Raw genomic sequence first — 12692 nt, 5'->3', positions numbered from 1 at the left:
TCCCGAACTGTCCCCAAAGTCCCAGCTTAGCTGCGGGTTGAAGGGCGCTTCGTATCCGCTTGTCCTTCCAGGATCGGGTGAACGAAGAAACCAACCGCCCGAGCGATGTTGCCGAGGTCGCGCGCGCAAGCGATGAACCTCAGTCTGCGGGTCATCGCGCAGGCCGTCGATAGAAAGAACCGCAGGTGGTGACAATTCTGTCGGCGTTAGCGCCGCTTCGACCTTGCCAAGCAGCCGCCGCACCGACAGGGTGCCGCCAGCGATGAAAACCGATCTCGACCATCTTCCAGCCAATAAGCAGCGCGAGCTGGAGCGCGTGAAGGCGATCATCTTCGAAGAGTTCGAGGATGCATTGGCGCTCGGCACGATGAGCTGGAAGAAGAAGGGGCGGATCGACAAGATCATCCTCTATGGCAGCTATGCCCGTGGGGGCTGGGTCGACGAACCGCACACCGCCAAGGGCTATCGATCCGACTTCGACCTGCTCATCATCGTCAGCGACAAGCGGCTCATCGACAAGGTCGATGTCTGGTCGAAGCTCGACGACCGGTTCGCCCGTGAGATTTTGATCGACCAGACCCTCAAAACGCCAGTGAACTTCATCGTTCACACCCTGCAGGAGGTGAACGACGGGCTCGCGCACGGCCGCTATTTCTTCATGGACGTCGCGCGCGACGGGATCGCGCTTTACGAGAGCGACGACAAGCCGCTCCACACCCCGAAACCCAAGACGCCGCAGCAGGCGCTGGCAATGGCGCAGGAGTATTTTGACGAGTGGATGCCCTCGGCTCTCTATGCTCGCACGTTGGCAGGTTACAGCTTACGCGACGGCCAGAAGAATTACGCCGCGTTCAATCTCCATCAGGCGTCTGAGCGTCTCTACCACTGCGTCCTTCTGGTCTGCACCTTCTACACTCCGCACGTTCACAACCTCGGGTTCCTGCGTACCCAGGCCGAGCGCATCGATATGCGTTTGGTCGATGCCTGGCCGCGCGAGCTGAAAGCCGAGCGTTCACGCTTCGAGAAGCTCAAGGAAGCCTATGTGAAGGCGCGCTACTCGAAGCATTACCGCATCACCGAAGAGGAGCTGACATGGCTCGGCGGCTGCGTCGAGGAACTCGGTCGCGCGGTTCACGCGGTTTGCTCGGAGCGGATTGCCGAACTCGAAGCCAACGCCTCAGTTCGCCCCTGACTATCTAACACTTCTCGAGGCAGCGCACCGCCCTCTTAACGGATGAGAATATGGCGGACGAAAATGACGTGAGCGGCAGATCGGTCGAGCGCAAAATGGAAGCGCTGAACCGGTGTCGGGGTGACGTGTAGACCCGCGCTCCGGGTGATAGCCGACATCTCTCGACACACCGCCGGCGTTTGAGAACGCGTGGCCATACTCCCGCATGCTGAGCCGGCCGGTCACGACGCAGAGCCTCCACTGGGCCGAGTTGCGGCAGACTGGCGTAGAAAAACAGGCCTTGGCGTACAAACGTCGTGTGGAAAGGCCCAGCGCAGTTCTGGATAATCAGGCGGACGGGACGGCAATGCTTCCAGCCGTCACGTCGGCGACAGGTCGAACACCTTGCGACCATCGTTAAAACAATCTGCCCTGAACGCGTTGCAGCTCCGGAGTTGAAGACATGGGGATTAGCTTTGACAGGAGCGCACGGATAGCAGGTTATCGGCCCTCGGTTTTCAAGCGCGCGCTGCTCAGCTTCTCGCGAACACGCTCGCCAGGCAAGACAATAGATCTGAAGACCGTGTTTCCCGAACGCAGCGACGGTGCCATCGTATTCGAGGAATGCCTCGACAGAGGGTTGATCGATCCCACGATAACGAAACTTACCGAGACCGGCGAGGCGCTCGCCCTTGCCAAGGCTAATCCGCGAACGCCCTTGGCGAAGGCGCAGGCAGTTCTGAACAGCTTTCTGGATCGGATAGAAGCCCTCAGGTGCAATCCGGATGGCGTGCAGGACGTCGATCAAGTCTGGCTATTTGGCAGCCTCATGCGAGGCGCGGATAGCGTTGGCGACATTGACGTGGCGGTGACGAGGTCGCGCCGCCCCCATTTTGCGAATGATCATGACGGCAGGCAGAGGCATGTTAATCAGCTCGTGGCAAAAATGTCTGATGCCCCCCACGACTGGGCTGGGCCATGGTCGAAGGAAGAGTGGCTGTTCAAGCGGGCGATCTATGGCGCAATGCGCCATCCCCTTCTCGCCGGAGCGCAATACGGTACCGCCGATCTGCAGGCATTGGGGGTACCCTGCCGCCTGATCTACGATCGAGCGCGAGGCGGAAGAGTTGATGATCCCGTCCTTGCCAGACATCCTGAATCTCTCGGTCGAAGCAATAATGTCAGTCCGCCATTTGAGATGCCGAATCTTGAGCCTGCCCCCATCCAACCCATGGACGCGCGTTGGGTTGCGGGTTTCTCGGAAACAGGCATGGTTTCGCCATATCATATATTCCGAGGCTGGACGCGCGACGCGCGCGCCTTGTTCCCCCGCTTTCCTGACGGCCTGCGCATTGTCGCCGATGATGACGCCTTGCTTCACTCTCCGTCGGTACCGGCGCTTTTGAAAAGACCGAGACTCGATGGCCGAAAGGCCGTCGCGCTTGTCAACGCAACCGAACGGCTGAAAACTGGCCTTATCCTTCACCGTGAAATCGAGATCAGCTCGTCGCACTGGACGCTGCACACCCGCTTCTCCAATCTTCAAATTTGCCGAGCCAGCGGCCATGTAAATCCCGCGACGCTGCCGGCTCTAGCCTCCGCAGCTGCGCTTATTCTCGCGGTCGATGCAGAACATATGCTTAGAAGAGCAGGCGAGGCGCCTGCTCCGCCAATCGTTCGGATTGCGGCAGACACTACGGATTTAAGTGAAAATCTGCGATTCAATCTGTCTGAACCGCTTCAAAGCTTATTGCGCAAGCGCATTGCTCGCATTGAAACAGATGAAGATTGCACTTGCAGACATGTTGAATTCGCCGACTTCATCAGAAATACCGCAGAATAAATTTTTATATGAGTTATGATATTTATAAATTTAACATAGAAGAGAAAATGACGGCGCAAGAATAATTTTATAGTTTATCTTGGGAAATTATTGCTACTTTTCTATTTATGCTCCTTGATCATCATGAGGATTTTATTGCAGATATTGAAACCCGCCTTCGGGGCTTGAACCTTCCCGCCGCAGCGCTACACCGACGGCATGCGTAACATTCTCGTCCCTAGCGCGCTCGCGCTCGCCGCCGCCCTTTGCACGCCCGCTCTCGCCCGGCCGATGACCGAGGTCGATCTTGCGACGCTCAGCCGCGTCGCTGCGCCCACGGCTTCGCCCGACGGGCGGTGGGTCGTGTTCCAGATGACCGAGACAGCGCCCGAAACCTACAAGCGCTCGACCGGGCTCTGGCTCGTCGATCGCAAGGCCAAGGACGCCGAGCCCGCACGAATCGCCGATACCCCCGGCAAGAATGAATCGTCGCCCGCATTTGCGCCCGACGGCAGCCTTTATTTCCTCTCGAACGCCTCGGGCAGCGATCAGATCTGGCGGATAAATCCTAGCGCAGGCAGCGCCGCGACGCAGGTTACCGATACCAAGGCCGATGTCGCGGGCTTCAAGATTTCGCCCGATGGCGCGCGCCTGCTCGCATGGGGCGACATCCCGATGGAGTGCGCCGATTTCGGCTGCGATGCGAAGGACGTAAAGGACAAGGGCGCGCTCGTCGGCCCCGGCAGCGGGCGGCTCTACAAGGACGGCACCGGCTTCGTCCGTCACTGGGACACATGGGAAACCCCCGGCACCCACAGCCGCCCCTTCGTTTTCAATCTGGCGGACGGCAAGGCGAGCGCGGCGCGGCCGGTCGCGGCCGGACTGGTCGGCGACACGCCGTCGAAACCCTTTGGCGGCGGCGAAGAGCTTGCCTGGGGCGCCGACAGCCGCACCGTCTATTTCACGCTGCGCAAGGCCGATCGCCACGAGCCGACCTCGACCAACCTCGACATCTATAGCTGGCTGGTCGACAGCCGCATGATGCCGGTCAATCTGACCGAGGCGAACCAGGCGACCGACACCCTGCCCACCCCGTCGCCCGACGGCAAATGGCTGGCCTATGTCGCGATGGCGCGGCCGGGCTATGAGGCTGACCGGCAGGTGCTGATGCTCCGCAACCTCGATAGCGGCGAGACGAAGAAGCTGACCGATGCGTGGGATCGCTCGGTCGCCTCGATCGCTTGGGCGCCCGACGGCAAAGCGCTCTACGTCACCGCCGACGATGTCCTCGATCACCCGGTGTTCCGCGTCGACGCGGCGACCGGCAAGGTCGAACGGCTGAAGGCGTCGAACGAAGCCTTCGACGGCAATATCGGCGACGTCAGCGTGCTGCCCGGCGGCGCGCTGCTCTATGCGCGCAACACCGCCCTAGCCCCCACCGACGTCTATGTCCGCGATGCCAAGGGCAAGGTGACGCAGCTCACCGCGGTCAACGCCGACCGCATGGCCGAATTCGACCCGGTGCGGCTCGATCGCATGCAGTTCGCCGGCGCCAATGGCGACAAGGTGTGGGGGATGATCCTGAAGCCCGCGAACGCCGCCGCCGCGAAGCTGCCGGTCGCCTTCATCGTCCATGGCGGTCCGCAGGGCAGCTTCGGCAACAGCTGGTCGACGCGCTGGAACCCCCGCCTGTTCGCGCAGCAGGGCTATGGCGTCGTCACCGTCGATTTCCACGGATCAACGGGTTACGGGCAGGCTTTCACCGACAGCATCAACAAGGATTGGGGCGGCAAGCCGCTCGAAGATCTGAAGCTCGGCCTCGCGGCGGCGGGCAAGCAGGATGCACAGCTCGACATCGCCAACGCGTGCGCGCTCGGCGCGTCCTATGGCGGCTATATGATGAACTGGATCGCCGGCCAGTGGACCGACGGCTTCAAATGCCTCGTCCAGCACGACGGCGTCTTCGACGCGCGTGCGATGGCGTATGAAACCGAGGAATTGTGGTTCGACGAATGGGAGCATGGCGGCCCCTATTTCAAGGTTCCCGAAGAATATGAAAAATGGAACCCGGTGAACCATGTCGACAAATGGAAAACCCCGATGCTGGTGATCACCAGCGAGAAGGATTTCCGCATCCCCTACACGCAGGGCCTCGCCGCCTTCACCGCGCTTCAGCGCCGCGGCGTTCCGTCGCAGCTGCTCGTCTTTCCGGACGAAAACCATTGGGTGCTGAAGGGCGCGAACAGCGTCCAGTGGCACCAGACCGTGTTTAATTGGTTGGACAGCTATCTGAAGAAATAGGCAAGACCGCGTGCTCCCGCGAAGGCGGGAGCCCATCACCGGCCGGTGCAAGTTGGAACCGGCAGAAGATGGGTCCCCGCCTTCGCGGGGACACGCGATGGCTTGCAGCAAATGCGTGTCCCCCCTTGCCGCTGCGCCCCCCGACTGGCAAAGGCGCCCGGCTATGCCGATGGAAAAAACCTTCGATCCCGCCGCTATCGAGGCGAAATGGTCCCACGAATGGGAAAGCCGCGGGCTCTATCGCCCCGCGCGTCCCGACGCGACACCCTTCACGATCGTCAACCCGCCGCCGAACGTCACCGGCGCGCTGCATATCGGCCATGCGCTCGACAACACGCTGCAGGACGTGCTCGTCCGTTATGAGCGGCTGCGCGGCAAGGATGTGCTGTGGGTCGTCGGCATGGACCATGCCGGCATCGCGACGCAGATGGTGGTTGAACGCCAGATGGAAGCGCGGCAGGACAAGCGCACCAACTACAGCCGCGAGGACTTCGTCGAAAAGGTTTGGCAGTGGAAGGCCGAAAGCGGCGGCCAGATCACTGGCCAGCTCCGCCGCCTCGGCTGCTCGATGGACTGGTCGCGCGAGCAGTTCACGATGGACCCGCACTTCACCCGCGCCGTGGTCAAGGTGTTCGTCGACCTGCACAAAAAGGGTCTGATCTACCGCGACAAGCGGCTGGTGAACTGGGACCCCAAGCTCAAGACCGCGATCAGCGACCTCGAGGTCGAAACGCACGAGGTTCAGGGCGGCTTCTGGCACTTCAAATATCCGCTTGCCGACGGCGTGACGCTTGACGATGGGCGCGATTATATCGAGGTCGCGACGACACGCCCCGAAACGATGCTCGCCGACATGGCGGTCGCGGTGCATCCCGATGACGCGCGCTACAAGAGCGTGATCGGCAAGGACATCCTCCAGCCGATCACCGGCCGCCGTTTCAAAATCGTCGCCGACGAACATGCCGACCCCGAACTGGGTTCGGGCGCGGTGAAGATCACGCCGGGGCATGATTTCAACGACTTCGAGGTCGGCAAGCGCGCGGGGTTCAAGCCCGGCGAAATGCTCAACATGTTCGATGGCGATGCGAACGTCATCCAGACGGCCGACGGCCTGATCCCGGACGAATATCTCGGCCTCCACCGCTTCAAGCGCGATGGCGTAGACGGCGCGCGCGAACTGGTCGTGGCGCGGATGAAGGAAGCCGGCTTCCTGATCCCGCACGTCGACAAGGACGGCAACGAACATGACGCCGAGCCGCGCACGATCCAGACCCCCTTCGGCGACCGCGGCGGCGTGGTAATCGAGCCGTGGCTGACCGACCAATGGTATGTCGACGCCGAAACGCTGGCGCAGCCGCCGATGCAGGCGGTTCGCGACGGCCGCATCAACATCGTGCCCAAGACGTGGGAAAAGACCTTCTTTAACTGGATGGAGAATATCCAGCCATGGTGCGTCTCGCGCCAACTCTGGTGGGGACACCGGATACCGGCTTGGTATGCCGAGGATGGCCGCATCTTCGTTGCCGAGACCGAAGAGGAAGCGCAGGCACAGGCTGGCACAGACGTCGCTCTGACCCGAGACGAGGACGTCCTCGACACCTGGTTCTCCTCCGCGCTCTGGCCCTTCGCGACGCTCGGCTGGCCTGAAAACACCGAGCTTTTAAAGCGCCACTACCCCAACGACGTCCTCATCTCGGGCTTCGACATCCTCTTCTTCTGGGATGCGCGCATGGCGATGCAGGGCATGGAGTTCATGGGCGACGTGCCGTGGAAGACGCTCTATCTCCACGGCCTCGTCCGCGCGCCCGACGGCGCGAAGATGTCGAAGTCGAAGGGCAATGTCGTCGACCCGCTCGGTCTCATCGACCAGTATGGGGCCGACGCGCTGCGCTTCTTCATGGCGGCGATGGAAAGCCAGGGCCGCGACATCAAGATGGATGACGCGCGCCTCGCGGGCTATCGCAACTTCGCGACCAAGCTGTGGAACGCCGCGCGCTTCTGCGAAGCCAATGGCATTTCGGCCTCGACCAGCTTCGAAGCCCCCGCCGCAACGCTGCCGGTCAACCGCTGGATCATCGGCGAGGTCGCCGCGACCGTCGCGGCGATGGAGAGCGCCTTCGCCGCCTATCGCTTCGACGAGGCCGCGAACGCGATCTACAGCTTTGCCTGGGACCGTTTCTGCGACTGGTATCTGGAACTGATCAAGCCTGTCTCGAGCGAAGTCGAGAGAGGCGCGATCGACGGCGAGACAAAGGCCGTTGCCGGCTGGGTGCTCGACCAGATTCTCGTCATGCTCCACCCCTTCATGCCCTTCATCACCGAAGAGCTGTGGACGGGTCTCGGCGACCGCGCCGACTATCCGCTGATCACCGCCAAATGGCCCGCTCCGGCGGCCGAGAAAGACGCCGGCGCCAGCGCCGACATCGACTGGCTGATCAAGCTCGTCAGCGAGCTGCGGACCGCCAAGGCCGAGCTCGGCCTGCCGCCGGGCGCGCGCCTGACCGCGCATTTTCCGGCATCGCTCAAGGGCCGTACCGACAAGCTATCGGCGCAGCTCGACCGCCTCGCGCGGCTCGAAGCGATCAGCTTCGATCCCGCTCCGGCTGGTGCCTCGGCACAGCTCGTCGTCGAGGGCGAGACGATCACCGTCCCGCTCGAAGGCGTGATCGACATCGCCGCCGAGCGCGAGCGGCTGACCAAGGCGCTCGCCGCCGCGGCCAAGGAACGCGACAGCCTCGCGGGTCGGCTGAACAACCCCTCGTTCGTCGAACGCGCCAAGCCCGAAGCGGTCGACAAGGCGCGCGCCGACCATGCCGCCAAGGAGGCCGAGGCCGACCGCCTGACCGCCGCGCTGGCGCGGCTGGGGTGAGCGAAGACGCGTCCGTTACGCCGGTAGCCGCCGCTGCCGATCCCGCCGCCGCGCCGGTTCCGCCGCGCCAGACCGCGCGCGGCGCCGGACGCATGAACCTGACCGAAGGGCCGATCGCGAAGACGCTGATCCTCTTCGCCTTGCCGACGCTCGCATCAAACGTGCTGCAGACGCTGTCGGGGTCGATCAATTCGGTGTGGGTCGGCCAGTTCCTCGGCGGCAGCGCGCTCGCCGCGACCGCCAATGCGAACATCATCATGTTCCTGATGTTCGCGACCTTCTTCGGCTTCGGAATGGCCGCGACGGTGCTGATCGGCCAGGCGATCGGGCGCGGCGATACCGACGCGGCACGCCGCGCCACCGGTGCCGTCGTCGGCCTCGCGCTGATCTTCTCGCTCGTCATCGCCATCGTCGGCTGGTTCGCCTCGACCACCATCCTGCATTGGCTCAAGACCCCGCCAGAAGCCTTTGACCTTGCACATGATTATCTGCGCGTGACCTTCATCGCGATCCCGGCGAGCATGCTGGCGGTGACGCTGATGATGGCGTCGCGCGGTGCCGGCGACGCGGTGACGCCGCTCCGCTTCATGCTGTTGTCGGTCGTTCTCGACATCGCGCTCAACCCACTGCTGATCCTCGGCATCGCCCCCTTCCCGCGCCTCGGCATCGCGGGCAGCGCGCTCGCGACGGCGATTGCCGGGACGATCAGCCTGATCGCGATGCTCGGCTGGTTCTATGCCCGCGACCATGTGCTGCGGCTGCGCGGACCCGAGCTCAAATACCTCCTCCCCAATATGGAGGAACTGCGCTTCATCATCGGCAAGGGGCTGCCGATGGGCGCGCAGATGCTCGTCATTTCGGGCGCCGGGCTGGTGATGGTCGGGCTGGTCAATCGCGAAGGGCTCGTCACCGCCGCGGCCTATGGCGCGACGCTGCAATTGTGGAACTATGTCCAGATGCCCGCGCTCGCGGTCGGCGCGGCGGTCAGCGCAATGGTCGCGCAGAATATCGGCGCTGCAAAGTGGAACCGCGTCACCACGATCACCAACGGCGGCATCGCCATCAACCTGATGATGACCGGGGTGCTGATCGCGCTGCTGTTGCTTTTCGACCGCGCTGCGCTCGCCCTTTTCCTCGGCGGCGATACCGCGGCAATCGATGCCGCGCGCCATATCCAGTTGCTCGCGACCTGGACCTTCCTGCCCTTCGGCACGACGATCGTGCTGATCGGAACGCTCCGCGCCAACGGATCGGTCGTGCCACCGCTCGTCATCCTGTTCCTGTCGATGTTCCCGATCCGCCTCGGCATCTATTATCTGGGTTACCCGGCGCTCGGCGGCGATGCGATCTGGTGGAGCTTTCCGCTCTCCTCGTTCGCGTCGCTGACGATGGCGTGGATCGTCTATCGCCGCGGCAACTGGCGCCGCACGCTGCCGCAACCCCGCGTCGCCTGACCGGCCGCGTTTCGACCAAAAGGCGCGCGGCTTCGACTGACGCAGCGCGCGCACCTAGTTTTTTGCGCCATATTCGCGCAAAAGCGACGGCAATGAACATGACCATCCGCAAAGAGACGCTGCGCGACCAGCGTGCGCACATGCTGGCCGCATCGCCGGGCTGGCGCGCGTCGGACGCCCGCGTCAATCCCCGCGTCGCGATCGGTTCGATCATCGCGATGTGGCTGATCTATTTCCTGATCACGACCGGGCTGGCCTTGCTGGCCGGGGCCGCCGAGCAATGGGGTGCGATCGGCCGCCGCGCGATCGTCGTCATCGCCGGTATCCTGTGCACCTTCACCCTCTATCAGCTGATCCAGCGGGTTCAGCCGAAAAGCTTTGGCGCGCGGCTTGCCGTCGCGATGGGCGCCGCTGTGCCGCTTGTCGTCATTTACGCGAGCATCAATCTGCTCGTCTTCTTCTACTGGTTTCCATCAGGCGATACCCAGAAGATCATCGAAGAGGTGCAGTCCAAATTCCCCATTGCCTGGGAAACGGTGCTGATCCTCGACAGCTCGATCCGCTGGTATTTCTTCTTCGCGGTATGGGCAGCGCTCTATGTCGCCTTCGGCTATGCCAACGAAATGCGCGCGGTCGAGCGCCGCGCCAACAGCTACCGGGTCGAGGCGCAGGCGGCGCAGCTGCGCGCGCTCCACTATCAGGTGAACCCGCACTTCCTGTTCAACACGCTCAATTCGCTGTCGACGCTCGTCATGCGCGGATCGCAGGCGGAGGCCGAGACGATGATCATGAATCTGTCGTCCTTCCTGCGATCGAGCCTCGCGATCGATCCCGAACAGCTCGTCAGCCTCGACGAGGAAATGGCGCTCCAGCGCCTTTATCTCCAGATCGAGCAGGCGCGCTTTCCCGACCGCCTGCAGGTCGAGGTGACGATGCCGAAAGCGCTGGAGAATGCGCGCGTTCCCGTGCTGATCCTGCAACCGATCATCGAAAATGCGATCAAATATGGCGTTGCTCCCAGCAAGGGAAGGATTGCGATCCGCCTGTCGGCGAGCAGCGAATATGGGCTGCTCGTGATCCGGATCGAAAATGACATCGACCCCGCCGCACCGACCCCCGAATCGGGCACCGGCCTCGGGCTCGGCAACGTCCGCGAACGGCTGATCACACGCTACGGCCCGGTGGCAGGCTGCGAATGGGGACGGTCGGACAGCGGCGGCTTCGCGGTATCGCTGTGGCTGCCGATCGCGGGCGAAGGACACTGACATGCTGCAGACGCTGCGCACCCTGATCGTCGATGACGAGCCGCTGGCGATCGAACGGCTTCAGATTCTGGCGGGGCAGCAGGACGGGGTTTCGCTCGTCGGTACCGCCAGCGACGGCGCATCGGCGCTGCGCATGGTCGAGGCGCTCGCGCCCGATCTGTTGCTTTGCGATATCGCCATGCCCGACCTCGACGGGCTGGAGGTGGCGACCGCGCTCGAAAAGCTCGATTGTCCGCCAGCCATCGTCTTCGTCACGGCGTTCGATCGCTATGCTGTCGCAGCCTTCGACGTCGCCGCAGTCGATTATCTGCTCAAGCCGGTATCACCCGATCGCCTCGCCAAAGCCCTCGCGCGCGTTCGCGAATGGCGCAGCGCCGGGCGAGCCGCCCCGCCGAAGAGCCGGTGGATCAACGAATTCTGGGTCCAGAACCGCGGCGAAATGCTGCGCATCGATGCGGCGCAAGTCGATCTGATCGAGGCCGAACGCGACTATATGCGCCTCTATGTCGGCAGCCGCAGCTGGCTAATTCATCAGACGATCAAATCATTGGAAGAGCGGATGAACCCCGATCAGTTCATGCGCATTCACCGGTCCAAAATGGTCCGGCGCGACGGCATCGTCGGCCTCAAGCATCATGGCGACGGCGCGTGGAGTGTGGACCTGGGCGAAGGCGGCCAACACCGGATCGGTCGCACTTACCTGCACGACGTAAAGGCGATCATGCACGGCGCATGACCGCCTCTACCGCCGGTTAGCGGACGGCAACCTCCGCCGGACGTTCAAGTGCCAATTTCATATCGCTGCCACCGAACAACGCCGCCATCTGCGGTTCGGCGCTGCGACGCGCATGGACAATGCAGTCGCGTTCCTGCGCCCGCTGAGACAGCGTCGCTCGGGGATCGGTACGACACATGCCGCGAATGGCGATGCGTACGCGCGTTTCCAGCCGAGCGCGGCCCTTGACGCTGCTCAGATTGAGATCGCCGTACGGCACGATGACCGTCGGCGCATCATCGGTATCCGCGACGCGCGCCTCGGCGGCAGTCGCGACCGGGGCGGCGGCGCCTGCCGACAATGCAGCGGCGCCTGTCATGAGCAAATATTTGGCAATACGGTGTGACATGGGAGAGTCCTCTCATCCGTTATGGGATGCGGGACACGCTGCGCCGTAACCGGGGAAGTCTGGTCGCCTCGCATCCCGCAACCCACGGAATGCGCCAATTTTTCGCGCCATTCATACGCGCTTCGATCAGCCCCAGCGACGAGTCGATTGAAAGATGAAGCGCCTACAAAGGGCGACCAACGGACGAACGGAAGCGCGCCAATAAAAAGGGGCCCCGACCTGTCGTCGGAGCCCCTTTAATCTCACGGGATCGCGTGCCGATTGGCAGCACTATTCCTTGGGCTGCGGCTTGGCACAGCGGCTGGTGTCGCCCGCCTTGCATGCCGCGACATCGGCTTCCCATTTTTGGCGTTCTTCGGCGGCCATCGCCGCGACGCGAGCCTTTTCCGCTTCATAAGCGGCGGTTTCGTCGGCATATTTCGCCTGCGCAGCGGCCGCCTGCTCGGCGATCGCAGCCTTTTGCTGCTCATATTGCGAAACGCTCTGCTGATAGCGCGCGGTTTCGGCATCGGCCTTCGCGAGCTGCTCGGCATTCAGCTTCGCGGTATCCGCGCGTTCCTGAGCGGTCGTGCCGTCTGGCAGCTTCTGAGCCATCGCCGGCGCGGAACTCATCAGCGCCGCGACGACCGCGGCGGCAAAAATCGATCTGGTCATCAAGAAATCTCCTTAAACCGAGCTCCCTGCCC

At 63.0% G+C, this 12692-nt stretch carries 9 protein-coding genes; 7 read left to right on the top strand and 2 right to left on the bottom strand.

The annotated features are described in order from the left end of the window. The first annotated feature begins 262 nt into the window (after positions 1-262). The 7 genes from AOA14_RS13365 to AOA14_RS13335 all read left to right on the top strand — a co-directional run bounded on the left by AOA14_RS13365 (position 263) and on the right by AOA14_RS13335 (position 11618). Positions 263-1192, top strand: a complete 930-nt coding sequence (locus AOA14_RS13365; protein ID WP_062902152.1) for a nucleotidyltransferase and HEPN domain-containing protein — start codon at positions 263-265, stop codon at positions 1190-1192. A 442-nt stretch (positions 1193-1634) separates the two neighbouring features. After that, positions 1635-3014 (top strand): nucleotidyltransferase domain-containing protein, encoded by a 1380-nt coding sequence (locus AOA14_RS19855; RefSeq protein WP_202988263.1) that lies wholly within the window; start codon positions 1635-1637, stop codon positions 3012-3014. A gap of 198 nt (positions 3015-3212) precedes the next feature. Beyond that, positions 3213-5294 carry a S9 family peptidase gene (locus AOA14_RS13355; protein WP_062902150.1) on the top strand — a complete coding sequence of 694 codons (2082 nt, stop codon included), beginning with the start codon at positions 3213-3215 and terminating at the stop codon, positions 5292-5294. A gap of 163 nt (positions 5295-5457) precedes the next feature. Continuing rightward, positions 5458-8163, top strand: coding sequence for a valine--tRNA ligase (locus AOA14_RS13350; protein WP_062902149.1), 2706 nt, complete (start codon positions 5458-5460; stop codon positions 8161-8163). A 92-nt stretch (positions 8164-8255) separates the two neighbouring features. Continuing rightward, complete coding sequence (locus AOA14_RS13345; RefSeq protein WP_062903162.1) at positions 8256-9617, top strand: MATE family efflux transporter; 1362 nt, start codon at positions 8256-8258, stop codon at positions 9615-9617. 98 nt (positions 9618-9715) lie between these two features. Then, entirely contained in the window at positions 9716-10882 is a 1167-nt protein-coding gene (locus AOA14_RS13340; protein ID WP_231737217.1) for a sensor histidine kinase, read from the top strand. Position 10883: 1 nt separating this feature from the next. After that, on the top strand, positions 10884-11618 hold the full coding sequence (locus AOA14_RS13335; RefSeq protein WP_062902148.1) for a LytR/AlgR family response regulator transcription factor: 735 nt from the start codon (positions 10884-10886) through the stop codon (positions 11616-11618). A 16-nt stretch (positions 11619-11634) separates the two neighbouring features. Here the strand turns inward: AOA14_RS13335 and AOA14_RS13330 are convergent, their stop codons facing one another. Both AOA14_RS13330 and AOA14_RS13325 read right to left on the bottom strand, forming a co-directional pair. After that, on the bottom strand, positions 11635-11976 hold the full coding sequence (locus AOA14_RS13330) for a UrcA family protein (protein WP_062902147.1): 342 nt from the start codon (positions 11974-11976) through the stop codon (positions 11635-11637). 300 nt (positions 11977-12276) lie between these two features. Then, positions 12277-12660 (bottom strand): hypothetical protein, encoded by a 384-nt coding sequence (locus AOA14_RS13325; protein WP_062770740.1) that lies wholly within the window; start codon positions 12658-12660, stop codon positions 12277-12279. Positions 12661-12692: the final 32 nt, after the last annotated feature.

Origin of the sequence: Sphingopyxis terrae subsp. terrae NBRC 15098 (assembly GCF_001610975.1) — a bacterium.
Taxonomy (GTDB): Bacteria; Pseudomonadota; Alphaproteobacteria; order Sphingomonadales; family Sphingomonadaceae; genus Sphingopyxis; species Sphingopyxis terrae_A.
The sequence above is the reverse complement of the archived record's forward strand: the minus strand, read 5'-3'. Positions and strand labels throughout refer to the sequence as shown.

Excerpts from the sequence above, each read along its gene's own strand:
- AOA14_RS13365 (WP_062902152.1), top strand. The coding sequence starts at position 263 with ATGAAAACCGATCTCGACCATCTTCCAGCCAATAAGCAGCGCGAGCTG.
- AOA14_RS19855 (WP_202988263.1), top strand. The coding sequence starts at position 1,635 with ATGGGGATTAGCTTTGACAGGAGCGCACGGATAGCAGGTTATCGGCCC.
- AOA14_RS13355 (WP_062902150.1), top strand. The coding sequence starts at position 3,213 with ATGCGTAACATTCTCGTCCCTAGCGCGCTCGCGCTCGCCGCCGCCCTT.
- AOA14_RS13350 (WP_062902149.1), top strand. The coding sequence starts at position 5,458 with ATGCCGATGGAAAAAACCTTCGATCCCGCCGCTATCGAGGCGAAATGG.
- AOA14_RS13345 (WP_062903162.1), top strand. The coding sequence starts at position 8,256 with ATGAACCTGACCGAAGGGCCGATCGCGAAGACGCTGATCCTCTTCGCC.
- AOA14_RS13340 (WP_231737217.1), top strand. The coding sequence starts at position 9,716 with ATGACCATCCGCAAAGAGACGCTGCGCGACCAGCGTGCGCACATGCTG.
- AOA14_RS13335 (WP_062902148.1), top strand. The coding sequence starts at position 10,884 with ATGCTGCAGACGCTGCGCACCCTGATCGTCGATGACGAGCCGCTGGCG.
- AOA14_RS13330 (WP_062902147.1), bottom strand. The coding sequence starts at position 11,976 with ATGACAGGCGCCGCTGCATTGTCGGCAGGCGCCGCCGCCCCGGTCGCG.
- AOA14_RS13325 (WP_062770740.1), bottom strand. The coding sequence starts at position 12,660 with ATGACCAGATCGATTTTTGCCGCCGCGGTCGTCGCGGCGCTGATGAGT.